General features: G+C 43.7%; 25 protein-coding genes and 1 riboswitch. Of the genes, 15 read left to right on the top strand and 10 right to left on the bottom strand.

The features are described 5' to 3' along the window. Positions 1-3: 3 nt before the first annotated feature. Positions 4-924, bottom strand: a complete 921-nt coding sequence (locus tag ABIB39_RS05120) for a toxin-antitoxin system YwqK family antitoxin (protein WP_354427875.1) — start codon at positions 922-924, stop codon at positions 4-6. A gap of 36 nt (positions 925-960) precedes the next feature. Further along, positions 961-1,608: a uracil phosphoribosyltransferase gene (gene upp / locus ABIB39_RS05125; protein WP_354427877.1), complete on the bottom strand. Its 648-nt coding sequence runs from the start codon at positions 1,606-1,608 to the stop codon at positions 961-963. Positions 1,609-1,860: 252 nt separating this feature from the next. Between upp and uvrB the strand changes: the two genes are divergently transcribed. Then, positions 1,861-3,888: an excinuclease ABC subunit UvrB gene (gene uvrB / locus ABIB39_RS05130; RefSeq protein ID WP_354427879.1), complete on the top strand. Its 2,028-nt coding sequence runs from the start codon at positions 1,861-1,863 to the stop codon at positions 3,886-3,888. 52 nt (positions 3,889-3,940) lie between these two features. Here uvrB and ABIB39_RS05135 read toward each other — a convergent pair whose 3' ends face one another. Next, on the bottom strand, positions 3,941-4,558 hold the full coding sequence (locus ABIB39_RS05135; protein WP_354427880.1) for a hypothetical protein: 618 nt from the start codon (positions 4,556-4,558) through the stop codon (positions 3,941-3,943). Positions 4,559-4,795: 237 nt separating this feature from the next. Between ABIB39_RS05135 and ABIB39_RS05140 the strand changes: the two genes are divergently transcribed. The 3 genes from ABIB39_RS05140 (at position 4,796) to ABIB39_RS05150 (ending at position 7,902) form a co-directional block, all read left to right on the top strand. Then, positions 4,796-5,035 (top strand): DUF4834 domain-containing protein, encoded by a 240-nt coding sequence (locus ABIB39_RS05140; RefSeq protein WP_354427882.1) that lies wholly within the window; start codon positions 4,796-4,798, stop codon positions 5,033-5,035. Between the two features lie 4 nt (positions 5,036-5,039). Then, entirely contained in the window at positions 5,040-5,336 is a 297-nt protein-coding gene (locus ABIB39_RS05145) for a hypothetical protein (protein WP_354427884.1), read from the top strand. Between the two features lie 178 nt (positions 5,337-5,514). Further along, positions 5,515-7,902: a YfhO family protein gene (locus ABIB39_RS05150; RefSeq protein WP_354427885.1), complete on the top strand. Its 2,388-nt coding sequence runs from the start codon at positions 5,515-5,517 to the stop codon at positions 7,900-7,902. 98 nt (positions 7,903-8,000) lie between these two features. Here the strand turns inward: ABIB39_RS05150 and ABIB39_RS05155 are convergent, their stop codons facing one another. Both ABIB39_RS05155 and ABIB39_RS05160 read right to left on the bottom strand, forming a co-directional pair. Beyond that, positions 8,001-8,750: a glycosyltransferase family 2 protein gene (locus ABIB39_RS05155; RefSeq protein WP_354427887.1), complete on the bottom strand. Its 750-nt coding sequence runs from the start codon at positions 8,748-8,750 to the stop codon at positions 8,001-8,003. Beyond that, on the bottom strand, positions 8,747-10,006 hold the full coding sequence (locus ABIB39_RS05160) for a glycosyltransferase family 4 protein (RefSeq protein ID WP_354427889.1): 1,260 nt from the start codon (positions 10,004-10,006) through the stop codon (positions 8,747-8,749). Before ABIB39_RS05160 ends, ABIB39_RS05155 begins: the two co-directional genes overlap by 4 nt. Positions 10,007-10,104: 98 nt before the next feature. On the opposite strand from ABIB39_RS05160, the gene ABIB39_RS05165 reads away from it, so the two are divergent. Then, positions 10,105-10,632 carry a serine acetyltransferase gene (locus ABIB39_RS05165; protein ID WP_354427891.1) on the top strand — a complete coding sequence of 176 codons (528 nt, stop codon included), beginning with the start codon at positions 10,105-10,107 and terminating at the stop codon, positions 10,630-10,632. Next, entirely contained in the window at positions 10,632-11,378 is a 747-nt protein-coding gene (locus ABIB39_RS05170; RefSeq protein ID WP_354427893.1) for a class I SAM-dependent methyltransferase, read from the top strand. Before ABIB39_RS05165 ends, ABIB39_RS05170 begins: the two co-directional genes overlap by 1 nt. 55 nt (positions 11,379-11,433) lie before the next feature. Here ABIB39_RS05170 and ABIB39_RS05175 read toward each other — a convergent pair whose 3' ends face one another. Beyond that, positions 11,434-12,498 (bottom strand): branched-chain amino acid aminotransferase, encoded by a 1,065-nt coding sequence (locus tag ABIB39_RS05175; protein ID WP_354427895.1) that lies wholly within the window; start codon positions 12,496-12,498, stop codon positions 11,434-11,436. Positions 12,499-12,607: 109 nt separating this feature from the next. Here ABIB39_RS05175 and ABIB39_RS05180 point away from each other — a divergent pair, with 109 nt between their 5' ends. Beyond that, positions 12,608-13,069 (top strand): hypothetical protein, encoded by a 462-nt coding sequence (locus ABIB39_RS05180; protein WP_354427897.1) that lies wholly within the window; start codon positions 12,608-12,610, stop codon positions 13,067-13,069. Here the strand turns inward: ABIB39_RS05180 and ABIB39_RS05185 are convergent, their stop codons facing one another. Both ABIB39_RS05185 and ABIB39_RS05190 read right to left on the bottom strand, forming a co-directional pair. Further along, a complete protein-coding gene (locus ABIB39_RS05185; RefSeq protein WP_354427899.1) occupies positions 13,070-13,390 on the bottom strand; it encodes a hypothetical protein in 321 nt (106 codons plus the stop codon). Positions 13,391-13,393: 3 nt separating this feature from the next. Next, entirely contained in the window at positions 13,394-14,347 is a 954-nt protein-coding gene (locus tag ABIB39_RS05190; protein ID WP_354427901.1) for a tryptophan 2,3-dioxygenase family protein, read from the bottom strand. Positions 14,348-14,463: 116 nt separating this feature from the next. Beyond that, positions 14,464-14,528: riboswitch (Fluoride riboswitch) on the top strand. Positions 14,529-14,552: 24 nt separating this feature from the next. Here ABIB39_RS05190 and ABIB39_RS05195 point away from each other — a divergent pair. Both ABIB39_RS05195 and ABIB39_RS05200 read left to right on the top strand, forming a co-directional pair. After that, entirely contained in the window at positions 14,553-15,881 is a 1,329-nt protein-coding gene (locus ABIB39_RS05195; protein WP_354427903.1) for a voltage-gated chloride channel family protein, read from the top strand. A gap of 70 nt (positions 15,882-15,951) precedes the next feature. Then, positions 15,952-16,422 (top strand): universal stress protein, encoded by a 471-nt coding sequence (locus ABIB39_RS05200; RefSeq protein ID WP_354427904.1) that lies wholly within the window; start codon positions 15,952-15,954, stop codon positions 16,420-16,422. A gap of 117 nt (positions 16,423-16,539) precedes the next feature. Here ABIB39_RS05200 and ABIB39_RS05205 read toward each other — a convergent pair whose 3' ends face one another. Next, complete coding sequence (locus ABIB39_RS05205; protein WP_354427906.1) at positions 16,540-17,829, bottom strand: HAD-IB family phosphatase; 1,290 nt, start codon at positions 17,827-17,829, stop codon at positions 16,540-16,542. Positions 17,830-18,006: 177 nt separating this feature from the next. Beyond that, positions 18,007-18,639, bottom strand: coding sequence for a hypothetical protein (locus ABIB39_RS05210; protein ID WP_354427908.1), 633 nt, complete (start codon positions 18,637-18,639; stop codon positions 18,007-18,009). Positions 18,640-18,923: 284 nt separating this feature from the next. Between ABIB39_RS05210 and ku the strand changes: the two genes are divergently transcribed. From ku to ABIB39_RS05240, 6 genes are all read left to right on the top strand, one after another. Beyond that, complete coding sequence (gene ku, locus ABIB39_RS05215) at positions 18,924-19,697, top strand: non-homologous end joining protein Ku (protein ID WP_354427910.1); 774 nt, start codon at positions 18,924-18,926, stop codon at positions 19,695-19,697. A gap of 87 nt (positions 19,698-19,784) precedes the next feature. After that, positions 19,785-20,366 (top strand): YciE/YciF ferroxidase family protein, encoded by a 582-nt coding sequence (locus ABIB39_RS05220; RefSeq protein WP_354427912.1) that lies wholly within the window; start codon positions 19,785-19,787, stop codon positions 20,364-20,366. A gap of 249 nt (positions 20,367-20,615) precedes the next feature. Further along, on the top strand, positions 20,616-21,077 hold the full coding sequence (locus ABIB39_RS05225) for a ferritin-like domain-containing protein (protein ID WP_354427914.1): 462 nt from the start codon (positions 20,616-20,618) through the stop codon (positions 21,075-21,077). A gap of 156 nt (positions 21,078-21,233) precedes the next feature. Further along, positions 21,234-21,968: an acyl-CoA desaturase gene (locus ABIB39_RS05230; protein ID WP_354427916.1), complete on the top strand. Its 735-nt coding sequence runs from the start codon at positions 21,234-21,236 to the stop codon at positions 21,966-21,968. Between the two features lie 359 nt (positions 21,969-22,327). Continuing rightward, positions 22,328-23,584, top strand: coding sequence for a pyridoxal phosphate-dependent aminotransferase (locus ABIB39_RS05235; RefSeq protein WP_354427917.1), 1,257 nt, complete (start codon positions 22,328-22,330; stop codon positions 23,582-23,584). Positions 23,585-23,653: 69 nt separating this feature from the next. Next, complete coding sequence (locus tag ABIB39_RS05240) at positions 23,654-24,364, top strand: SAM-dependent methyltransferase (protein ID WP_354427919.1); 711 nt, start codon at positions 23,654-23,656, stop codon at positions 24,362-24,364. The last annotated feature ends 7 nt before the right edge of the window (positions 24,365-24,371 follow it).

The raw sequence follows: 24,371 nt of genomic DNA on the forward strand, positions 1-24,371 counted from the left end.
CGCTTAGTTTTTAATCTGATGTATTAATTCTTCCGCTTTTGACGAATAGAAGGTATTTACATTGCCTTTTTTAATAGTTACCATAAAGCCTGCATTCCATTCTATGTATATTTTCAAATTAACATCATATGCAGGTTTCCATTTAGGGGACTTTAAGAGTGTATTTAATATTGTCATAGCAAGCGAAGGGTTTATCTCTGGGTTGGTTATTGTTGGGTTTACAACCATTCCTTCATTGGTAATAGTGCAATGCACAAATATCGTTTCATTTGTATCATTAGAAACTACTTTAGTAATATTCCCTATAATATAGCTGTTAAAGTCGTCAGGTGGAATTGCAGCTTTTAAACCTGAGGATTTAGTGTTGTCACTGGTACGTTTACCGTGAGTAAAACCTTCGGCTCTAAGTATATTTCCATCTTTACTTATTGTATACCATTCACCCTCTTTAACATCATCAACATAATTACCTCTTATAGTAATAGGTAATGTTTTGTCACCATAGTTCTCATGTAATCCGTTTAATTTGTCATTTTTATAAGTATCTAAACTGGATATAAAATTTTCAGACCGAAAAACTATCCACTGGCCATCTTTTAGGCCGTTTTTATATTCTCCAACGGTTTCTACATAGCTTGCCGAGGCTTCGTTACCGATTTTTTTTAGATCCCTGTTATAATAAGTGAATTTGCCATGAGGCGTGATAAGGCTTGCATCTTTGTAATTTCCTTCCGTTATTATAACGTTATCCATGCCATATTGCTTAGCTGACCAGGAAGTATCTGATAGCTGATTAATAAGTAGATAGAATGTGGCCTTTGATGAGTCTATTGCGGAGCCATCTTCCGCTAAAAAAACCTTTCTGCTTTGAGCGAAAGATTGAGCTGATATTGTTAAAGTTAAAAAGAGTATAATTTTTTTCATGGATAAATATATAAAACAATTTTTTACGAAATCTATCTACACCTTCTCCCCAAACGCCAGATCGCCGGCGTCACCTAATCCCGGTACTATGTAAGCCTTGCTGGTCATTTCTTCATCAACTGCGCAAACCCAAACTTGCGCTTTGGGCAGGTTGGCGCGTACATGAGTAATACCCTCGGTACTGGCAATAACGGCGGCAATGTGCAGGGCCTTTAAATTGTATTGCGCCATGATCTCTTTACAAACCAAAACCATACTTTGCCCGGTGGCCAGCATGGTATCGCACATAATAAGGGTTTTTCCCTCCAGGTCAGGAGCGGAGATCTGGTCGATCTGAATGGTGAACGCCCCCGTCTTTTTAACCTTGCGATAAGCAGTTGCAAATGCGGAATCGGCACGGTCGAAGAAATTAATAAACCCCTGGTGAAAGGGTAGCCCGGCGCGCAATATGGTGGCTATAACGGGTTGCTCGGTAGCCAAGTTTATGGTGGCGGTGCCTAAGGGCGTTTGCACATCGGCAGTCTCGTAGGTTAGGGTCTTGCTTATCTCGTAGGCCAATATCTCGCCAAGCCTTTCCTGGTTCTTGCGGAAACGGTATTTATCCTGCTGCAGGTTAACATCGCGAAGCTCAGCCAAAAATTGGTTGGCAATACTGTTGGTTTTGTTGAGGATGAAAGGCTGCATGGGTGGACTTGAGATGTGATACCTGAAATTTGAAATAAACGCTTTTTTCAAATCCTGCTTAAAGATTGCTAAATAGATGCAATTAAGCAATCATTATACAAATAATTTGGTTGTATAAAAAGATGCTGACATAGGGTTGTCATCAGGTATAAGATATTTGTAAAGTATCAGGTTAATACGGCCAACTAAAATGTTTAGCAATCTTGACAGCTTAATCACAAAAGTCCGGTCACTAATCACTATTTTTGAGTAATGGATTTTAAAATAACTTCTCAGTACGTACCCTCCGGCGACCAGCCAACCGCTATAAAACAACTGGTTGACGGTGTAAACAACGGCGACCCTTTCCAAACCCTGTTGGGGGTAACCGGGTCTGGCAAAACGTTTAGTATTGCCAACGTAATTGAGCAAACCCAAAAACCCACGCTGATACTTAGCCACAATAAAACGCTGGCGGCGCAGCTGTATGGCGAGTTTAAACAGTTTTTCCCCGATAACGCGGTGAACTACTTTGTATCTTATTACGATTATTACCAGCCCGAGGCTTTTATCCCCTCGTCCAACACCTATATAGAAAAGGATCTGCAGATAAACGAGGAGATAGAAAAACTGCGTTTGCGCACCACTTCGTCGCTCATGAGCGGCAGGAGGGATGTGATCGTAGTGTCGTCCATTTCCTGCATTTATGGTATGGGTAACCCCGAAGATTTTGCCAACTCGGTATTTAAATTCGCGGTTGGGACGCGTATTAGCAGGAACGCTTTTTTACACCGTTTGGTGGAGATATTATACGCCCGCATTACGGCCGATTTTAAACGCGGTACGTTTAGGGTTAAGGGCGATACGGTGGATATTTTCCCGGCTTATATGGATTACGCCTACCGCATCAGTTTTTTTGGGGATGATATTGAAGAGCTTAGCACATTTGACATCACCACGGGTAAAACCATCGAGAAGATGACGCACATGGTGGTTTACCCTGCCAACTTGTATGTTGCCCCGCGTGAGCGCTTCCAGCAATCTGTTTGGGCCATTCAGGAGGAGTTGGAAACCCGCAAAAAGCAATTCATTGGCGATGGCCGCTTCATTGAAGCAAAGCGCCTGGAGGAAAGGGTTAACTACGATCTGGAGATGATCCGCGAGTTGGGTTATTGCAGCGGGATCGAAAATTACTCGCGCTTTTTTGACGGACGCGAACCGGGGATGCGCCCGTTCTGTTTATTAGATTATTTCCCGGACGATTACCTGATGGTAATAGACGAGAGCCACGTAACTGTACCCCAAATAAGGGCGATGTATGGCGGCGACAGGTCCCGGAAGATTTCCTTGGTTGATTATGGTTTCCGTTTGCCTGCGGCGATGGATAACCGACCGCTAAACTTTCAGGAGTTTGAGCGCCTTGCCCCCCAAACGATATATGTAAGCGCCACCCCTGCCGATTTCGAACTGGAAAAATCTGGCGGTGTAGTAGTAGAGCAGGTGATACGCCCTACAGGATTGCTTGACCCGATCATCGAGATCCGCCCGGTGATAAACCAGGTGGATGATTTGCTTGACGAGGTGGACAAAACAATTAAAATGGGCGACCGCATCCTGGTAACCACCCTTACCAAACGCATGGCCGAAGAGTTGGCCAAGTATATGGACAGGCTCGGCATTAAATGCCGTTACATACACTCGGAAGTGAAAACCTTGCAGCGTGTAGAGATACTGCGTGGCCTTCGCCTTGGCGAGTTTGATGTGTTGATAGGGATCAACTTGCTGCGCGAAGGGTTGGATCTGCCTGAGGTATCATTGGTAGCTATTTTGGACGCTGATAAAGAAGGTTTCCTGCGGTCAGAGCGTTCGCTGATCCAAACTATTGGCCGTGCTGCCCGTAACGATAGGGGCCGGGTTATTATGTATGCTGATAAGATTACCGACTCGATGCAGATAACGATGGACGAGACTAACCGCCGCCGCGAGTTGCAGATGAAATATAATGAAGAGCACGGCATTGTGCCACGTACTGTTGGTAAAACCAAAGAGGAGATCATGGAGCAAACCTCCGTTGTCGACTTTAAAGGTGGCGTACAACAGGCTTACGTGGAAACCGATACCCTTACCCTTGCTGCCGACCCGATAGTGCAATACATGACCAAGCCGGACATGAAAAAATCTATCGATAACACCCGCAAGGACATGGTGGCAGCAGCAAAAAATATGGATTTCCTGCTGGCCGCCAAACTGCGCGATGAAATGTTTGCCCTGGAAAAAATGATGGAAGAGAAATTCTCTTAAATCAAAGCCGCGCTCATTTATATAAGCGCGGCTTTGATTAAATCTTAAGGCTTTAGTTGGCTATGTTATAAGTTCTTTTAACCTCGGCATAATTTCTGAAATTTACAACAGAGGTTGTATGCACGCCACCGGGGATGATCACGTATCTGAAGCTGTGTGCTGTAGATAAGCTGCCGTAAGCATTATTATTGTTGGTCATATGGATTTGGATCTTACCTAACGTACTACGTGCCGACCATGTGTCTATCTCCGGAGTAGTACCACTTAGATAATTGATCACGATAGGTAATCCACTCACTTGGTCGGTAGGCCATATCACCGGGTTATATCCGTTCAGTTTTGCGTACACAAGTATGGTGCCTTTATCTAAAACAGCCTGGGTAACTTTAGATGCAGCAATATCATAAAAGAAATTGAATGTGCTAAATACGGTTGTTTTGGTATAAGATGCAGGCGTTATCCAGTCGGAGTAAATTACATTTGCCGTACCTGTAGCGCCTGTAGTTCCCGCGGCACCATTGGTGCCATTTGTACCGTTTGCCCCTGTAGCACCCGTATCACCTTTAGCACCTACAGGGCCAATAGGTCCGTCATCACCCTTTTTGCATTTAACCATTAATGATGATAAGCAGATAACTGTTAATAGAAATAAGTAGCGTTGTGTTTTCATGATAGTTTTTTTAATGTTTATTAAGTTTGATTTGTGTTTTTCTGATACAATGGTAAATACTATCAAAGCACGATTTTACAGTAATGATTGGGCGGGATACCTGAGTGAGTGAAACTGACTTTTTAGTGAGTGGACGGATTAATGGGTTTGATTCATTGCCCCTTTCATATACATAAATATCATAATGAAACAAATTTTACGTTATATACTTATATTTGTAAGCTAATTTAAAACCAGATGGGTTTGATACGTTTCTTAATAATTGCCATTTGTTCGTTATATATCATCCGCAGCCTTGTGCGCATATTTTTGCCTATGCTGTTTGGCAGCATAATTAACAAAGCGCAGGAGCAGGCGCGCCAGCAACAACAGCCTCCAAAACCTGATGGCCGTGTGCGTGTAGATTATAAGCCCGATGCAAAAAGTTCAGTCCCTGATTCTGAAGGAGAATTTGTAGATTACGAAGAAATTAAATAAACCAATGTTACCCGAAGGGCTATATAAACGCAGGCGCGGCCACAACAATACCCCGCCCACAGTACTGCTAATACTTACCAATTTTATTGTACTTGCATTACTAACGCAACTGTTTACCAGTTGTGGCACCATCAATAACTTTTTTTGGGTTTCTATAGCTATCCTTGCTTTTTACAATCTTTACAACATCCGCCGCAATCGCGAGGAGTATAATAAGCTAAACGTTATTGTTTATGTTGTAAGTATCTTATTAATGGTATTCATGTTTTATTATTTTAGCAACCAGCCCCATAATTGCTAATTGAATATCTTATAAAAACTTATCGTTTCTAATCTCATTCAATTTTCTATTTTTGAAGATTATAATTATTATCCCTAAAAAAGTTTAAATGAACAACTGGATCAAGCGGAATAGTGGGCATCTTATAGTCGCTGCAATATTTTTCGTACTAACTTTTGCCTATTTCTTTAACCCGTTAATGCAGGGTAAAATAATGTACCAGGGCGATGTTTTGCAGGCCAAAGCTATGCAAAAGGAGATCATGGATGTTAAAGCCGCAACCGGCACAGCACCATTATGGACAAACCAAATGTTTGGCGGTATGCCGAGCTACCAAATTTGGGCCAAGTATGGCAAAAACCTAACTACTTACATTATAGATGGCCTTAAAGCCGTATTCCCTAACCCGGTTGATACCATTTTACTATATCTTTTTGGTGCTTATTTCTTATTCTGTACCCTTAAGTTAAATAACTGGCTTGCAGCAGCGGGCGCTGTAGCCTTCGCGTTCTCGTCATATAACTTCATTTATATTCAGGCGGGGCACGCCAATCAGGCTTATGCCATCGCGTTCTTCGCGCCTATAGTTGCCAGCATTATCATAACTTTGAGGGGAAAATACATTACCGGTGGTGCCTTAACCGCGTTGTTCCTGGCGATGGAGATCCGCTCTAACCACGTGCAGATGACCTTTTACCTGCTCCTGGCAATCGCTATTTTAATAGGTATCGAACTTTACCACGCTATTAAAGCGAAACAAACCGCGCCGTTCTTAAAGTCGTTAGCATTTTTAGCGGGCGCTACTATTTTGGCAGTTATTGTAAACGCGGGGTCGTTATGGACGACTTACGAATACAGCAAATATACCATCCGTGGCCCTGCTAACCTTAAAAGCGAAACCACCGCTGTAAGCACAGGCCTTGATAAAGATTATGCCTACAACTGGAGCGAGAGCGTAAGCGAAGTATTTACCTTCTTTATCCCTAACGCATATGGTGGTGCCAGTGGTGCCCCGGCTGCCGAAGACTCTAAGGTGGTAAAAGTATTAACCGAAAACCGTGTAGACCCTGCACAAGCCCAACAGTTTGCCAGCCAGTTACCCGTTTATTGGGGTAATAAACCAAGTACTAATGGTCCTTGGTATTTTGGTGCCATCGTATTCTTCCTGTTTGTTTTGGGGTTGATCATCGTTAAAAACAGGATAAAATGGTGGTTGTTATCAGCCGTGTTATTGAGCGTGTTCCTGTCGTTCGGTAAGAATTTGCCGTTCCTGTCAGATCTGTTCTTCGACTATTTCCCGCTGTACAACAAGTTCCGCGCGGTAGAGTCTACGTTGGTTATCGCATCATTGTGCTTCCCGATATTGGGCTTCCTGGCATTAAACGAGGTATTTGTAAACCGCGATAAGCCATACATCTTTAAGAATGTAAAGCTTGCTTTCTATATTACCGGTGGTTTAACCTTATTAATGATAGCTGTACCGGGTTTATTCTTAAGTTTTAAATCGAGCGAGCATCAAACGCTTGTAGGCGGTTTAACCCAGGCTTTCCAGGGGAATACCCAAATGGCTAACCAGGTTTCCAACGCGCTGATAGAAGACCGCCAGGCTTTAGAACGTGCCGATGCTATCCGTACTTTTATCTTTATCGCATTAGCGTTTGGTTTGCTTTACATTGTTATCAAACAAAAAATAAGCTTAACATTTGCCGCCCTTGCGTTCATGTCCATTATTTTGGTAGATATGTGGAGCGTCGACAAACGTTATTTAAAAGACGAGAACTTCGTATCTAAAGAAATTCTTGATCAAAGTTTCACCCCACGTGACATTGATGAATTTATCATCCGTGATAAAGACCCCGATTTTAGGGTATTTGATATGACCAGTGGCGATCCGTTTCACGATTCGCGTTCATCTTATTTCTATAAAACTGTTGGTGGTTTCCACTCGGCTCGTTTAAGGCGTTTTGATGAATTAGTTCAAAATCAATTCACCAAAAGCGTAAACCAGGATGTACTTGATATGCTTAATACCAAATACATCATCACTGCCGACCCTAAAACGGGCAGCCCAAGCATGCATGCCAATTCAACTGCCTGCGGCCACGCATGGTTTGTAAATTCGGTTAAGTATGTAAAAGATGGTGATGAGGAAATGCAGGCCATCAGCAGCTTCTCGCCAAAAGATGAGGTAATGATTGACGAGCGTTATAAAAGCGTTGTGGAGGCAAAACCTTTAGGTGCGACTAAAAATGGCACCATCGAATTAACCAGCTACAAGCCCGATCATTTAACCTACCAAACAGGTTCAACCTCAAACCAGGTTGCGGTATTCTCCGAGATCTATTATGATAAAGGCTGGGCGATGTACATCGATGGTAAAGAGCAGCCATACTACCGTGCCGATTATCTGCTGCGAGCAGCGAGCATCCCGGTTGGTAACCACAAGGTTGAGTTCATCTTCCACCCAACATCATACTACCTGGGCGAAAATATCTCGTTAGTAGGTTCAATATTATTGATCCTGGCTTTAGCCGGTGCTGTGTACGCCGAACGTAAAACCAAACAACCCGAGTTAGCGAAAGCATAATTAACGGCTTTATATAGGAAAAGAGCGATAGGGTTGACCTATCGCTCTTTTTTGTTTGTTGAAAAGCCGTCATTGACGCGCAAGATATTCAATGTCACCTAATCATTCGTCCTTTTATTCTTCAACCAATACCACCCTAAATTAAAAGCGATAACCGCGTGGTTAAGCACGGTGGGGATCAACCCGTAATGGCGCTTCATAATATCGAACCTCTCCAGCAGGCTCTGCTTGTGTTTAGCTTTAGACATGCCGCCTATTAAGTATTTGGCAACATAACCATCAACCCTTACGATCTTGGTAGCCTTTTTAGCCGCACGGATGATCCAGTCGATATCAGCACTAAGCTGGTATTTGGGGTCGTATGGCTCGGTAAGTGTGCGCCTGATATAAATAGCCTGGTGGCTGATACTCATACCGTATTTAAAGCCGCGCCAGTTAAATTTATCGGGCGCCTGGTGGCGGCGCTGCCCAAGGGTTTCGCGCCCATCGTTCACCATTTCGGTTTCACCATAATATATGTCGGCATCGGATGCGGTAGCAAAAACTTTGGTAACTGTATCGGCCGCATAAAATTCATCGCCCGAGTTCATGAAGATCACATAGTCGCCGGTGGCAAGGACAAGGCCTTTGTTCATGGCATCGTAAATACCTTTGTCTTTTTCGCTGATGAGTTTGGCAATGCGGCTTTCGTGGCGATTAATAATTTCCAGCGTGCCATCGTTAGATGCACCATCAACCATAATATATTCGATAGCATCGTAAGTTTGGCCAAGCACCGAAAGCATGGTGCGTTCAATATCCCGAGCATTATTATAAACGATGGTAATTACCGACAGGACGGGTTTCATAGGATGGATTTATAAAGATCTATGTACTGCCTTGCTACCTTCTCGGTATTAAACATGCGTTTTACCTTGTAGCGGGCTGCAGCGGCGTACTTATCGCGGTTACCTGTGTTCAATACATCATTAAGGCCGGCGGCAAGGTCGGTAGCCGATTTAAATTCGGCCATGTAACCGTTTACCTGGTGGTCTATCAAATCGGGGATGCCGCCTGTATTGAATGCCACAACGGGTGTGCTGCAACTCATGGCCTCCATGATCATGTTGGGCAGGTTATCCTCAATAGCCGGCGATACAAATACATCGGCCATGCTATAAATCTCGGCCAGGTCGGCAGGCGAAGTGATAGTATTCAATTGCTTAACAGGGAACGATAAAGCATTTGTATCAAAGTGCTTGTTTTTACCGAATATGACGATCTCGATATCTTCGTTAAGCCGGCTTGCTTTTAATACCTGCAATGCTTCTACCAAAAAGCTGATGCCCTTGCGCCTGTCGTTGACATTGGCAGCGCCGAACAAAATAATCTTTGCAGAGGGGTTTACGCCCCATTTGGCACGCGCGGTGGCTTTATCTTTATGCGAGAACAGGTCAACATCGATAGGATTAGGGATCGCCTGTATAATAAACCCTTTAAGCAGGGTGCTTTTCATGGCCACCTCGCCCAGCCAATGGCTGCAGGTTACAATGGATAAGTTTTTGGCGATACTCAGCGCGTCCTTTTTGTGGAGCCAACCATCGTGCGATAGGTCGTTATCCTCCGGGTTGCGCAGGAAATAGCAATTGCCGCACTGGTTTTTAAAGTGGTTACAAGGGCCCGCGTAATGGCAGCCACCTGTAAAAGCCCACATATCGTGCAGCGTCCAAACAATGGGTTTATTTAGGGCGATGATTTTTTTTATGTCTTTAATAGAGAGGAACCCCGAGTTGGTCCAATGCAGGTGGATGATGTCTGCTTCTTTGATAATCTTAGATTGGCTGATATCCGTACCCGCGTTGGCTGGTGAAAAAGCGAACCTAACCTGCTTATCCCGCTCCTGGAAAAGCATGAAAGGAATCCGCTCTAACAAGAAATTTAGTTTTGACCGTAACTTGCCAAATATGTTTCGCTCAATGGTGTAAACCGCATCTTCAGCCCTCTTTTTATGTTGCACCACCATGGTTACATCCACCTGTTGCAGTTGCAGGGCTTTTAATAAGCGCATGCAAGCTTCGGCGGCGCCGCCGCCAGAATCTGATGTATTGATGAGTGCAACCTTCATTTATCGGGGCAAGTATAATGATACTAAAATTAAAAATTTTACTTTTGAATGCTTCATTAATATCAAAATGAAGTTTAACAGCAAATCCGACACCTAACATGAACTTTTTCGAGTACTTATTCCAGGACTGGAGCGCTAACCGGAGCAACATAAAAGGGCGAGTGGTTTTGTTCCTGTTTCGATCGGTGCAGATCGTTAGCCGCCATACACTTTCAAAGATCCTTTTTTGCTGGTATCTGGTATTTTACCGCCTTTTTGTGGAGTGGACCTTAGGCATCGAACTGCCGCGCAAAGTTGTTGCGGGCAAAGGCCTTATTATTTACCATGGGGAGGCACTGGTAGTTAATCAGCGTGTTGTTATTGGTGATAACTGCGTGTTGCGTAACAGTGTTACTATAGGCCATAAAAAACTGGCCGATGGCACCTTTAGCAATTGCCCCCGTTTGGGTAATAATGTTGACGTAGGCGCCAACGTTTGTATTATTGGTGATGTAAGCATAGGCAACAACGTAATTATTGGCGCAGGCGCTGTGGTGATAAAAGACATACCTGATAACAGCACTGCAGTGGGTAACCCGGCGCGCGTACTGGAAAAGAAAACTGAAACCCTTATTGAGCATATTTAATGGAGAATGATTTAACAGACCGTTCCTTCTGGAAATCGTTTTGGGAATCGCGCAAGGGGCTGATATTTAAACTAAAGCCTAATTATGTTTTTGGTGATATTTTGGGCAAGCTGATTGCCGAAAAGGGTATTAAAAATGCTATTGAACTGGGTGGCTTCCCGGGATATTATTCCATTTACCTAAAAAAATACCAGGGTTTAAAAACTACCCTGCTCGATTATTTTATCCATCCCGAGCTGATTAATAAGCTACTTGCTGCAAATGACCTTACACCCGGCGATATTGATATTGTGGAAGCCGACCTGTTCACGTACCAACCACCCGAAAAGTTTGATCTGGTGCTTTCATTCGGTTTGATAGAGCATTTTAACGACACCCAATTTATTATAAACGAACACCTTAGATTTTTAAAGCCCGGCGGCACCTTGTTTATCACCTTGCCAAATTTTAAGAGTGTTAATGGCTGGGTGCAAAAGAATTTTGATAAAGACAACTACGACAAGCATAACATCAACAGCATGGACCTTGACCTGCTGCGTGATAGCTGCAAAGCCCTGGGTCTGAAAGATATTGAAGCTTATTACCACGGAAAATTCAGCGTGTGGCTGGAGAATAAATCTGAACAGAAGGGTTTATCTAAAGCCATTGTTAAAGCTATTTGGGTGGCAGGTAAAGTATTTACCAAGATCATTCCCATAGAAAGCAAAGCGCTATCACCGTATATCGTGGTGAAGGCGGTGATGTAAAAATCAAAAAGCCCCGCATTTTCTGCAGGGCTTTCGTATATAATTGGTAAGAAAATTACACCATATAATTCCAGCCGTTGATGTCTTCGGTGCGGCCGTATTTAATGTCATCAAGGGTTGATAAAACACGTTTTGAGAACTCGCGTGTTGCAGGGTCGCTCAAAAAGTATTCTTCACCTTCAAAGCTGATAGATGCTACTGAAGCGATAGTTGCGGCAGTACCGGCACCAAAGGCATCTGTAAGTTTGCCGTTTTTAGCACCTTCTATCAGTTCGGCAACAGATACTTTGCGTTCTTCAACCGTTATGCCCCAGCTTTTAGCTAAAGCGATAACCGTATCGCGGGTTACGCCATCAAGGATGGTATCGTTTGCTTCGGCAGTTATCAGTTTACCATCTAACAGGAACATCGCGTTAGCAGCACCCATTTCTTCGATGTATTTGTGCTCTTTAGCATCTGTCCAGATCAGTTGGTCAAAACCCTGTTCGGTAGCTTTACGGGCAGGCAGCATAGAGGAACCGTAGTTACCGGCAGCTTTGGCGTAACCCATACCACCTTCGGCAGCGCGGGTGTAATGCGTCTCAATTTTAACCCTAAGCGGTTTTGAAAAGTATGGGCCAACCGGGCCAACAATAACCATATATTTATAAGTAGCCGATGGCGTTACACCCAAATATGGGTCGGTAGCGAACATGAACGGGCGGATGTACAATGCGTGGTTAGCTTTTCCAGGGATCCAGTCGCGGTCAAGGTCAACCAGTGCGGCAATGGTTTGCACAAAGAGTTCTTCGGGCAGGGTAGGCATACAAAGGCGCTCTGCCGATTTGTTAAAACGAGCGGCGTTCTTGTCCGGGCGGAAGATAGAAACCTTACCGTCGGCATGTTTGTAGGCTTTAATACCTTCAAAAAACGACTGCCCGTAGTGCAGCGAAGAAATTGCCGGGCTCATTAAGATTGGGCCGTATGGCAGTATCTCAAAATTTTTCCATTCGCCATCAATGTAATCCGCAGAAAACATGTGGTCAGAGAATACCTTGCCAAAAGGCAGGGTGTTAAAATCCGTCTCAGCTAAACGTGAGTGAGCGGCTTTGGTGATTTTTATGTCCAGCGTGTCGGTCATGGTAGTAGAATAAGTAATACAGAAAGTGGCAAGTTAAAAAATTTTGAACGATTTTTTAATTTTAAAGCCTTATGAATACTATATTACAGCAAATTAACAAAGCCCCTGCATGCCCGAATACAAACTTACTGCCGAAGGAAACGCCAAACTCAAAAAAACCTGGACCTACACCATCTTAGCTTCATACGTTGTTATCATCTGTATTTTTGCCTTTAACCTGCTTTACCGTGGCGGCACCACGGCCAATATCATCACATTCGCCATTATATTTATGGCTTTGATAGTGGGGTTTGTTTACGGGAAAAAGAAATATTTTAAAGGGGTAGATGCCACGAACCTTATTATCGACGGCCAGAAAATTGTATTGCATACCCTAAACCAACCGGACGTTGCCATAGACCTTGCCGATATTAAAAAGGTTACCCATCGCGGCCCGGGAATATTCCTGGTAAATAAATTTCCGAAGAAAAGCTCGATGATGATCATCAACAAGTTTGAAAGCTTTTACGAGATAGAGAAGTTAGTGAATGATGCGGCAGCGGCTAATAGTTTGCAAATAACTGCTATATAGCTATCCGTTTACATAGCTTACCAAAAAGCCAATCAATGCGGCTATCGGGATAAAAACGAGAATAAAGCCGACCATATTCCAGTAAAATATTTTTGAATTTTTAGAAATAAGCGCAAATCCCGAAGTTATGAGAAGGTATGGTAGGATTACTACAAATAGGAAATAATAAAGTGTAAGCCCAATAGTTTCGCCATCACCATGGTGAGTAAGATCATAATAGGTAACATAAGCTATCCAACACCACAATAAAAAATAAATACAACAAAATATTATCGCGATAGGATGCTCTTTAAAGCTTGCTAAAATGGTTTTCTCTGACATAGTTTACAGTTCGCTAACCACTTTATCTACCCAGGCTTTTCCCCAGTTTTCGAGTTCGTCGGTATTCCATAAAGATGGGTAAAAAATGCGGCGCTGGAAACGCGGGGGCAGGTATTTCTGCCAGTTGGTGCCACCTGTAGCTTTAATCTCCTCGGGCTCGCGGTGCAGGTGGCGCACGGCAGATTTGTAGTGGCTTAGCGGCCAGTTCACGTTCACGTTTACATCAAGCTGTTTCAATTGCTCCTCTAATGCTTTAGTGCTTGCGCCATTATATTTAAACTGCTGCAATAAAGCGTTAAAGTTGGTATTGTTAACCTGCTTGCCAAGCTCGATAAATGTTTTGGCGTATTTTTTTTCGAACTGGTTTAGGGTCAATGTTTTTTTACCGGTAGAGAGTTCCGTAGCGCCATATTTCCAGTAGATCTGCTCAAACTGATCTTCAACCGGTGCGGTGGCTAATTCTTGCCGATGATCCTGGGCAACAAGGTTAATAAAATCCGTCGCGTAAATTTCTATCAAACGGTACTGGCCGCTTTGGAAACCGCTGGCGGGCAACAGGCTCATCCTAAATTGGAGAAATTGCTCCTTCTCCATACCATCCACCATAATCTCGAACGAGTTTGTCAGCGCCTCAAAATACCGGTTAATGCGTTTTACCCGTGCGGTGAAAAACTCGACAGTAAGGTTTTCGGCCTCGGCTATCTGCTTGCATTCGTGCAGGCTTAGCTTGAAGTAAAGCTCGGTAATTTGGTGGTACATAATAAAGATCTCTTCATCCGGGAATGGCGTTTTCGGGCTTTGCAGGCTCAAAAGCGTATCCAGGTGAATATAGTCCCAATAGGTTAAAAAGTCGGCATGCAGCAGGCCGTCCAGGTAGGATGTCATATCCTGGCCCATGGCGTTGTATTTTTCCTGCAGCAGCGTAAGCCTTTTTTCTATTTCGGGAGAGATGCTCATAGGGCAAAGATAGGGGTAGGAGTTGAAAGTTAAAGGTTTAAAGTGAAAAGCTGTAATAGGGCTTAACTTTTTACTTTGCACTTTAAACCTTCAACTAAAAAACTATATTTGTCCTACACAAACAAGGCAATGGTGTTCTGCCTACTTGAACCGCTGCAAAGCTGATGACGCCTACCCAAATAAGTTGTTTATTTGCACGTAGGTTATGTTTAAAAATATCTTTCCCAAACCGTTTTCGCCCTTTATCCAGATCATCCGTGTTGCGCTCTTGTGCATCCCCGTTGCTGTAGCAATTGGCAGCATGGTGGCGTTTTTTCTGTGGCTGTTAACCTTGGCTATTCATTTCCGCTTTGCGCATAACTGGTTGTTGTACCTGTTGCCTTTGGCGGGTGTAGTAATCCACCTGCTGTATAAATGGTACGGCAAAAGCGCCGAGCGGGGTAATAATTTAATTATTGACGAGATCCACCAGCCGGGGGCGGGTGTGCCTAAACGCATGGCACCGCTTATTTTGGTCACCACGGTTATTACCCATCTTTTTGGCGGCTCGGCAGGGCGCGAGGGTACGGCCGTGCAAATTGGCGGCAGCCTGGCTAACTTGTTCGCGGGCTGGTTTAACCTGAACGAGGCCGACAAAAAAACCATCCTGACCGCAGGTGTGGCAGCCGGGTTTGGGGCGGTATTCGGCACGCCGCTTACCGGTGCCATCTTCGCCATCGAAGTTATCGCCATCGGGCGCATGCCATATAAGTCATTTTTTGCCTGTTTGATAGCGGGCTACGTGGGCGATGTCACGGTATCGTTGTGGCACATTCATCATACCGCCTATCATATCGATGTTGCCGATACCGGGCAAGTGCTATATGGCATTAGTTTGCCGGGCAATTTGCTGCTTGTGGCAAAGGTGCTTGTGGCATCGGTGGTGTTTGGTATGGTGAGCTATGCCTTTGAAAGGGCGGTACATATGGTCAAAAACTTTTCGCTTAAATGGATCAAGGCTACCTGGGTGATACCTGTTGTTGGCGGCCTTGCCATCATCGGTATTACTTATATTTGGGGTAAGCCCGATTATTTGAGTTTGGGTGTGGATGCCGAATATCCCGGCGCGATAACCATTGTTTCGGCATTCCAACATGCCGGGGCTGATGCCTTTAGCTGGCTTTGGAAACTGATCTATACCGCAATCACCCTTGGTACAGGCTTTAAGGGCGGCGAGGTAACCCCGTTATTTTACATAGGCTCCACCCTGGGCAATACCCTTGCCCAATTGATGGATGCCCCCATTGGTTTATTTGCCGCTTTGGGCTTTATCGCGGTATTTGCAGGGGCTACAAATACCCCGCTGGCCTGCACTTTAATGGGGGTTGAACTATTCGGCGGGCAGTATGCTATCTTTTTTGCCATAGCTTGTTTTACGGCTTACGCCTTCAGCGGCGATGGTGGGATCTATTCGGCCCAAAAAACTGCCTTGTCCAAATCCGGGCTTGCGCAGGGCAATTATCTAAAGCGCATGTTTGCCAGGTACCGCCTATAGGCAATTACATCTTTAATAAAACATATCCTAAATTGATTGTTTAGTAAGGGGAACCAAAACCCTTATAGCCATGAAAATTAGCAAGATACTTATCGGAATAGACGACAGCAAATTTGCCGAATACGCGGCATCGTACGGGTTTGATATCGCCCACACCTTTAACGCCCACGTTGGTTTGGTGCACATTGTAGAGCCGGCCGTAATTGCCGATACCTCAAACGACCCGATGATCGGCTTGCCTACGATAAATTACGATGAGGTGAACATGATAAACATCCAAAAAGATCAGGCTGATAACATCATAGAACGTACTATTGAAAAATATGCGAAAGGTTTGGAGGTTACACACTTTAACGAGTACGGCTCAACGGCTGATGGCATATTAAGTTGCAGCGAACAATTTAAAGCTGACCTGATCGTGATTGGCACCCATGGGCGTACAGGTATAGATCGCCTGCTAATGGGCAGCGTTGCAGAAAGCGTTGTGCGCAACTCGCATGTGCCGGTATTAGTGGTGCCACTTGTGGAAAAAGGGGAGTAGTTGATAGTTCATGGGTCATGGTTAATAGTAGTTCCTGTAAACTATATTAACTTGTAAAATTGATGATCATAGTTTAGGGCAGTTTTCATAAGCTATGAACCATCCGCCATGAACCATTTAATAAAGCAGTCTAAATTTTATCGTTTGCTCAATAGCTTTAAGCTCGTTTAGTACTTCGGTGCCGTAACCGGTATTTACATCTGTAATTACGTAGCCAATCTGTGGGTTGGTTACCAAAAACTCGCCTACTATATTGATATTATGATTTGCAAAAACCTCATTTATTTGCGCCAGTATCCCCGGCACATTCTTGTGAATGTGAATTAACCTGTGCGCATTGTTGATACGAGGCGGCTGCAGGTCTGGGAAGTTACAACTCATGTGCGTTTTGCCTTCATTCATAAAAGCAATTACCCTACGGGGGATAAAATCGGTATTGCGCGGGTTGGCTTTAGGGTCATCGAATATAATGATGCCTTTTTCGCAGGCGGCCTCGGCCAGTTTGCGGTTCACGCGGCCAAAGCAGCCTATTACTTTTAACCGACCTGCATTTTCCAGATGCTCTGGTTTGGGTAAGTTTGCTTCATCGCAAAACAAAACACCGGCCTCGTCCAGGTATTTCTCTTCTATACTATCGCGATGGCGGAAGTTGTAACCCTCGCGTTTCATTTGGCCTAAAGCCTCTTCATCTATATCGCCAATAACCAAACACTTGATGCGGTTTTTTGGATATGATATTGCCCTTGGCAGTTTGTTAATGTATAAAAATTCATCAAAGCTCGGGGTGATATGATCGGCCTTTTCTGCAACAGATTTACGCTCGATATTCTCGGTAAAGGCAAAAAACTTTTTGATCATCCCCGATTCCTTTAATTGGAAATCCGAGTAACCATCGCCAATGCCGAAGATCTCTCCGGACAGGTTTAACTCTTTCAGAAGCTTCACCTTGCCACCCTCTTGCGATAAGGGGTTCTCGCGGTCGTAACCTACAATGTTACCTTCCTCATCAAATACAAAAGTGTTGGCGTAGATATTATCTTTCTTGATATGGTATTCGGTAACAACCGGGATAATAAATTCCTTAAACCCGCCTGATACGATCAACACCTCGTCCTGGTGGTTCTTAAAAAACATGGTATTGCGGGAGAAAGAGGTTGATACCTTTTTCTTTAAATGGGTGATCAGCATTTTCAGATGGTCGCGGTTAGCGCAAAGCAGTTTTACGCGTTGTTCCAGGCTATCTGTAAACGACAGGCGGCCCTCCATAGATGCATTGGTAAGGTCTTCTATTTGTTTATAGATGCCCTCGCGGTCGGGATGATTCTTTAAAGATATGCGGGCTAACTCGTCTAAGGCTTCTACCTGTGTAAAGGTGCTGTCGAAATCAATAATAAAGTACTGCTCCATGGGGGTGTAAGATGCTGAGCTGCAAATGTGCGAAAAATGATTGAGGCATTGTTCAGAAAATCATCCACATTAGGTGTTCATTTTCAACAGGGCTAAGGCGATACAATACTGTAAAAACAAAAAAGTGGGGCCGCACCCCCCGTGCAGCACCCGCTTTAAACTAAATAAAAGAAGCCTTTATTTTGTTGTATTTGCAGCAATGGCCAGTTTGTTGGTCTGTACCAGGTTGTTTATCATTTTCGAGTTGAACGCGATCTCTTGCCTGATGGCGCCAATATTGCTTTTGATGTACATTAACGATTTTAAGCCTTTGATGCCTTTCATCAACCCGGCGCTTTTAATTTCGCCCGGCAGGGTGATCAGGTCTTTTGATGATTTTAGCAGGCTTGAACCCATTGCAAGGCAAAGTTTAGAGAAGCCTAACATCTGGTCGGGCGTTAATGGTTTTACCTCGGTAGCGGGCAGGCCGTCAAGTGTTTGGCCGGTTACGCTGGCATACATTTGTGGCAATAAAGCTCGGTTCTCTTTTAACTGGGTCATCATGGTGGTAACCAGGCCGGCCAATGCATCAACGCCTGCAATACCAACTTCTTTTGGTGCTTTAAGGTTATCGGCTTTAGCCAAAGTTTTTTGGAAGTCTTCAGATTTTAGCATCGCAACCAGCTCGGCACGTTGGGCTTTCAGTTCGTCGATGGTTAAAACTTTGGTGTCTTTAATTTCCGCAGGGTTTTCTGCTACAGTTTCGTCTTGTGCTTTTGCAGAGAAGCATAGGGTTAATGCAAAAACTGCGCTTAGTAATAACTTTTTCATGATATTTTTAGTGTTTAGTTTGTAATTGTAAAGGTCATACAATCAGTGTTTTGCAGCAATCCCGTCGTTATGGTATATTAAAATACGTACTAATACGCATATCATAAACGCACATTGCAGTTATTAAAGGCTTCAAATATCTGTATGGATGACGTAATGTGCCTTTGCAAGTAACTAAGGGCATATTTTAACGGTAAAATAATATTAGCTTATACCACTTTACTCATTTTAAAAACCGTTGCCTTTTTTTATAGTTATAGTAAATAGTATTAAATCATAAGGTTATGAGGTCTATCTGGAAAGGTTCGTTAGGGTTTGGGTTGGTGAGCATCCCGGTAAAATTATATTCGGCAGTGCAAAAAAGCAGTATCGATCTGGATATGCTTGATGCCCGCGACCACGAGCGCATCCGCTACCAGCGCGTTAATGAGAAAACCCACAAAGAGGTGCCTTATGATAAAATTGTAAAGGGCTATAAAATAAATGACAACGACTATGTAATAGTAGAAGAAGCAGATTTTGAAGCCGCCGCGCCCGAGAAAAGTAAGGTGGTGGAGATAGAAAGCTTTGTTGATATAGGCGATGTGAACCCTATGTTTTACGAAACATCCTACTATACCGAACCTGATACTAAAAACAATAAGGCCTATGCCCTGCTGCTACAGGCGCTAAAAAAATCCGGTAAGGCGGGCCTCGCGCGCTTTGTACTGCGCAATACCGAAAGCCTTTGCATTGTGCACCCCATAGATAATGTGCTGGTGATTACCCGCATCCGTTTTGGGCAGGAGATTCGTGGTACCGAGGATTTGAACATTGCCGACGATGTAGCGGTAAGCAAAAAGGAACTGGATGTAGGCCTGGCCCTCGTCAACCAATATGCCGAAGACTTTGATGTATCTAAATTTAAGGACGAGTATAATGATGAGCTGCTGAAGATCATCAAGGCGAAAGCTAAGGGTAAACGCCCTACTATTAAAAAACTTAAACCGCGTGTAACCAAAAGCGATGACCTGTACGAACAATTGATGAGTAGCTTAAAGTCAAAAAAGGGCGCATAGTCAGTTGTAATTAATAAATTATCTTATTAGTAAAACTTTATACCAGATATACGTGTTCATCAATTACACAAATTAAACATTTATTATATGGCAACTACTAAAACAGCACCTGCAAAAAATGCAACTGCTACGAAAACACCTAAGGCACCCGAAACAACCGAGAATGTAGAAGAGTCGGCCCTAAACGAATTGTTTCTTGACGAATTAAAAGATATTTATTGGGCCGAGAAGCATTTGGTAAAAGCCTTGCCTAAAATGGCAAAAGCCGCTACATCTGATGAATTGCGTAACGCTATCCAAACCCACATCACCGAAACCGAAGGCCAGATAACCCGCCTGGAAGACGCATTTGCATCTATAGGCAAAAAAGCAGTGGCCGTAAAGTGCGAAGCGATGGCCGGCTTGTTGAAAGAAGCAGATGAGATTGTTTCTGAAACCGAGAAGGGATCGTTAACGCGTGACGCGGGAATTATTTCTGCCGCGCAAAAGGTAGAGCATTACGAAATTGCATCGTACGGTACTTTACGCACCCTGGCAACAACTTTGGGTTATACTGAAGCTGCCGAACTTTTAGAGGCTACTTTAAAAGAAGAAAAAAATTGCGATAGCCTGCTTACACAAATTGCTGAGGCCGGCATTAATGACTCTGCCAAAAGCGAAAAAGAATAATAAAAGTAACACTATAACTAACTAAACTGAGAAAGGCTGCCTGCAAGGGCGGTCTTTTTTTTTAATTTTTGTTGTCAATTAATATAAATAAGCCGCCGCCGGCATTTGTAGGATATGCTTTGTTTTAAAGCCTAACTTTCAAAGATATTAACCTTTGGGTATATGTATTTTGATAAATTATTTAATTACAAATTAAACTTGGCATGGTGGTTGCACTGGTAGTACTAAACAAATTAGAAAACAACTACCATGGAAACTACCTCAGAAAAATCAGTAGAAGTATTAAACGACTTAATAGAAATCAATAACGATCGTATAGACGGTTTTGACCGTGCGTCAAAAGATTTGGGCGAAGCGGATGCTGATCTTAAAGCTATATTTGAAAAATTTGCCAGCGACAGTCGCACGAATGTGCAGGAACTTAGCGCAGCAGTAGGCCAGGCAGGTGGCGAGGTTGAAACAGGTAACACTGCAACCGGAACCATTCACCGTGCATGGATAGATATTAAAGCTACATTCAGCGGCCACGACCGTAAAAGTATTTTAGAAGAGTGCGAACGCGGCGAGGATGCTATTAAAAAAGCATACAGAGATGCTTTATCAGAAGAGAATGGTTTAGCGCCGCAATTTGCCACTGTTATTGCACAGCAGCAACAGGCCATCAACGAAGGCCACGATAGTATCAAGGCATTAAGAGATGCTCAGGTATAAGCTTAATCAAGTTTATTTTAAAAGCCGCCCGCTATAAATCGGGTGGCTTTTTTGTAATAAATGGATTTCTTAACACTAATTTTAAATCCCTAATACGGTTTTAATCGTATATTTGTAATCGTTATAAATAATACATCCACAATAATTCTATTTTCTGTGATTATATTAATTTTCTTCTTAGGGCACTGGTTTCTGTCGCTGTTCTTTCAAACATTTTTCCTGCACAGATACGCCTCTCATAAAATGTTTACTACCAATAAATTTTTTGAGCGTACGTTTTACATCATGACCTACGTTTTCCAGGGTTCGTCATACTTAAACCCGCGTGCATACGCAATTATGCATCGCGAGCACCATGCTTACAGCGATACCGAAAAAGACCCGCACTCTCCGCACTTCTTTAAAGACGTGTTCCAGATGATGTACTACACGGCTATCAGCTATCGTAAACACGAGAAAAGGATACATGAGCCTGAAGAACGCTTCAAGGGAAACTACCCGGAATGGAAATTTATAGATTACGTAGGTTCATCTATTGTATCGCGTATTATGTTCGGCTTGTTATACATCGCTTTTTATGTAGCATTTGCTACACAATGGTGGATGTATTTATTGATTCCTATCCACCTTATTATGGGCCCGTTGCACGGCGCTATTGTAAACTGGTGCGGCCACAAATACGGTTACTCAAACTTCGATAACAACGATAAATCAAAAAATACAACCCCGTTCGATTTCCTGATGCTTGGCGAGTTGTTCCAGAACAATCATCACAAGCGCCCAAATAGTGCCAATTTTGGTGCTAAATGGTTCGAGATAGACCCTGTTTATCCGATCATGAAACTCATGCATTGGGCAAGGATAATCAGGCTGAGAAAAGCATACTTGTAAATAAGTTAAACATAAATGGAAAGGCGAAAAGTGATAAACTTTTCGCCTTTTTTGTAGCCTCTCCCCGGCCGCATCTGATAAAGATTGACATAACACTTCATTAACATAATAAAGTCTCCCCTAACGGGTAGATCCGATAGCTATCGGATTAGAGGGAGCTTTTCTTTACTCAACTCCATTTTATTTTTTACCCTCTTTGCGTAGCAGAGAGGGTCGACAAGCGAAGCGGTGTCGGGGTGAGTCGACCTATTAAAGCGACAAACATAGTGCGTTTTACAAAACTTCAATTAACCTTTCGCCTTTAACCTTTTACCTTTCCCCGCAATAACCCTATCTTTGCCTTTCGTAAAAATCTACAAATGAAAGTATCAGTATTAGCGCAAAATTTAAGCGGGTCCGAGATCATCAAGATAGCGGGAGAAATTAACGAATTAAAAAAACAGGGACAAAACATTGCCAACCTAACCATTGGCGATTTCGATTCTAATATTTACCCTATTCCGGCTGAGCTTAAAGACGGTATTATTGATGCTTATAACCATAATCAAACTAACTATCCGCCTGCAGATGGTATGCTGAACCTACGCGAAAGCGTATCCGCATTCTTAAAAAACAGGATGGGTTTGGAGTACGCCGCTAATCAGATCCTGATCTCGGGTGGTTCGCGCCCGCTGATCTATTCTGCATACCTTGCTCTTGTTGATCCGGGCGACAAAGTGGTTTTCCCTACACCATCATGGAACAACAACCATTATTGTGACCTAACAGGTGCCGAAGCCATTTTGGTGGAAACCCGCCCCGAAAACAATTTTATGCCTACGGCAGATGATATTGCACCGCACTTAAAGGGCGCAACAATGCTGGCATTATGCTCGCCGTTAAACCCAACAGGCACCATGTTTGGTAAAAAAGACCTGGAAGAAATTTGCGACCTGGTAATTGCCGAAAACAAAAGCCGTAACGCGGATGAGAAACCGTTGTATTTACTATACGATCAGATCTATTCGCAATTAACTTTTGGCGAACACAAACATTACGACCCGGTAACCCTGCGCCCCGAGTTGAAAGATTACACCGTGTTTATAGACGGCGGCTCTAAATGTTTTGCGGCTACGGGCGTACGCGTAGGCTGGGGCTTTGGCCCAACCGAAATTGTAAGTAATATGAAAGCCATTGTTGGCCACATGGGAGCATGGGCGCCAAAGGCAGAACAGGTTGCCATGGCCGAATATTTGGAGAATGAAAGCTACGTTAACACCTACCTTGACAAACTTAAAAGCGATATACAAGCCAGTCTTACAACCTTGCACGAAGGTTTCCAGACGTTAAAGGCTGATGGCTTTTCGGTTGATTCAATTGAACCGATGGGCGCCATTTACCTGACCATCAAAATAGATTACACAGGCAAAACCACCCCGGAAGGGCGGGTGCTAAAGAATAGTGCCGATGTGAATTTTTACCTGATCAAAGAAGCTAAGGTTGCCTTTGTTCCCTTCTCGGCCTTTGGTACCGATGATGATGTTACCTGGTTCAGGGCATCGGTTGGGGCAAGCACCTTGGAAGATATCCAACAGATGATACCACGCATCCGCGAAGCGCTTGCGAAATTGAAATAACAAATAATGCAGTTTTCTTAAAGTCTTCCCTTTCGGGCAAGATTTAGAGGGGGCTATAAAGATAATACTATGGCTTACGGAACCCTTTATTTAGTACCTGTACCACTTGCAGATGAGGCCGCGGCCCAATCGTTTACGCCCTATTTGGTTGATACCATTAACAGCGTAAAAGAATATATTGTAGAGAACGAGAAAACCGCGCGTCGATTTTTAAAACTGGCCGGTTTAAAAACCCCGCAAAGTGAATTGGTGATCCACGATTATGGTAAGCATAACCGCGATGCAGGCCTAAAGGAGTTTTTTAAAGGACTGATAGCCGGTAACGATGTTGGCCTGATGAGCGAAGCGGGCTGCCCCGGCATTGCCGACCCCGGTGCTGATATTGTTGCCGAGGCACATAAAAAAGGCATCAAGGTTGTGCCGTTAGTTGGCCCAAGTTCGATATTACTGGCGCTGATGGCATCGGGGTTTAACGGGCAAAGTTTTACGTTTAACGGTTACTTGCCTATAGATAAAATTGAGCGCAGCAAACGCATCAAGGAGCTGGAAAGCCTTGCCGAGAAGAACAAGCAAACGCAAATGTTTATCGAAACCCCTTTCCGTAACGATAGCATGTTGCAGGAGGTTTTAAAAAGCTGCAAACCTACAACCCGCCTTTGTGTTGCCTGCGATATTACCGCGCCTACCGAGTTCATTAAAACGATGCCGATAAGCGAGTGGCTAAAACAAGTGCCAGACCTGCGCAAACGCCCGGCCATTTTCCTGTTATTCCACGCTTAAAAATGAG

Source organism: Mucilaginibacter sp. UYP27 (assembly GCF_040547175.1).
GTDB lineage: Bacteria > Bacteroidota > Bacteroidia > Sphingobacteriales > Sphingobacteriaceae > Mucilaginibacter.

Excerpts from the sequence above, each read along its gene's own strand:
- ABIB39_RS05120 (WP_354427875.1), bottom strand. The coding sequence starts at position 924 with ATGAAAAAAATTATACTCTTTTTAACTTTAACAATATCAGCTCAATCT.
- upp (WP_354427877.1), bottom strand. The coding sequence starts at position 1,608 with ATGCAGCCTTTCATCCTCAACAAAACCAACAGTATTGCCAACCAATTT.
- uvrB (WP_354427879.1), top strand. The coding sequence starts at position 1,861 with ATGGATTTTAAAATAACTTCTCAGTACGTACCCTCCGGCGACCAGCCA.
- ABIB39_RS05135 (WP_354427880.1), bottom strand. The coding sequence starts at position 4,558 with ATGAAAACACAACGCTACTTATTTCTATTAACAGTTATCTGCTTATCA.
- ABIB39_RS05140 (WP_354427882.1), top strand. The coding sequence starts at position 4,796 with ATGGGTTTGATACGTTTCTTAATAATTGCCATTTGTTCGTTATATATC.
- ABIB39_RS05145 (WP_354427884.1), top strand. The coding sequence starts at position 5,040 with ATGTTACCCGAAGGGCTATATAAACGCAGGCGCGGCCACAACAATACC.
- ABIB39_RS05150 (WP_354427885.1), top strand. The coding sequence starts at position 5,515 with ATGCAGGGTAAAATAATGTACCAGGGCGATGTTTTGCAGGCCAAAGCT.
- ABIB39_RS05155 (WP_354427887.1), bottom strand. The coding sequence starts at position 8,750 with ATGAAACCCGTCCTGTCGGTAATTACCATCGTTTATAATAATGCTCGG.
- ABIB39_RS05160 (WP_354427889.1), bottom strand. The coding sequence starts at position 10,006 with ATGAAGGTTGCACTCATCAATACATCAGATTCTGGCGGCGGCGCCGCC.
- ABIB39_RS05165 (WP_354427891.1), top strand. The coding sequence starts at position 10,105 with ATGAACTTTTTCGAGTACTTATTCCAGGACTGGAGCGCTAACCGGAGC.
- ABIB39_RS05170 (WP_354427893.1), top strand. The coding sequence starts at position 10,632 with ATGGAGAATGATTTAACAGACCGTTCCTTCTGGAAATCGTTTTGGGAA.
- ABIB39_RS05175 (WP_354427895.1), bottom strand. The coding sequence starts at position 12,498 with ATGACCGACACGCTGGACATAAAAATCACCAAAGCCGCTCACTCACGT.
- ABIB39_RS05180 (WP_354427897.1), top strand. The coding sequence starts at position 12,608 with ATGCCCGAATACAAACTTACTGCCGAAGGAAACGCCAAACTCAAAAAA.
- ABIB39_RS05185 (WP_354427899.1), bottom strand. The coding sequence starts at position 13,390 with ATGTCAGAGAAAACCATTTTAGCAAGCTTTAAAGAGCATCCTATCGCG.
- ABIB39_RS05190 (WP_354427901.1), bottom strand. The coding sequence starts at position 14,347 with ATGAGCATCTCTCCCGAAATAGAAAAAAGGCTTACGCTGCTGCAGGAA.
- ABIB39_RS05195 (WP_354427903.1), top strand. The coding sequence starts at position 14,553 with ATGTTTAAAAATATCTTTCCCAAACCGTTTTCGCCCTTTATCCAGATC.
- ABIB39_RS05200 (WP_354427904.1), top strand. The coding sequence starts at position 15,952 with ATGAAAATTAGCAAGATACTTATCGGAATAGACGACAGCAAATTTGCC.
- ABIB39_RS05205 (WP_354427906.1), bottom strand. The coding sequence starts at position 17,829 with ATGGAGCAGTACTTTATTATTGATTTCGACAGCACCTTTACACAGGTA.
- ABIB39_RS05210 (WP_354427908.1), bottom strand. The coding sequence starts at position 18,639 with ATGAAAAAGTTATTACTAAGCGCAGTTTTTGCATTAACCCTATGCTTC.
- ku (WP_354427910.1), top strand. The coding sequence starts at position 18,924 with ATGAGGTCTATCTGGAAAGGTTCGTTAGGGTTTGGGTTGGTGAGCATC.
- ABIB39_RS05220 (WP_354427912.1), top strand. The coding sequence starts at position 19,785 with ATGGCAACTACTAAAACAGCACCTGCAAAAAATGCAACTGCTACGAAA.
- ABIB39_RS05225 (WP_354427914.1), top strand. The coding sequence starts at position 20,616 with ATGGAAACTACCTCAGAAAAATCAGTAGAAGTATTAAACGACTTAATA.
- ABIB39_RS05235 (WP_354427917.1), top strand. The coding sequence starts at position 22,328 with ATGAAAGTATCAGTATTAGCGCAAAATTTAAGCGGGTCCGAGATCATC.
- ABIB39_RS05240 (WP_354427919.1), top strand. The coding sequence starts at position 23,654 with ATGGCTTACGGAACCCTTTATTTAGTACCTGTACCACTTGCAGATGAG.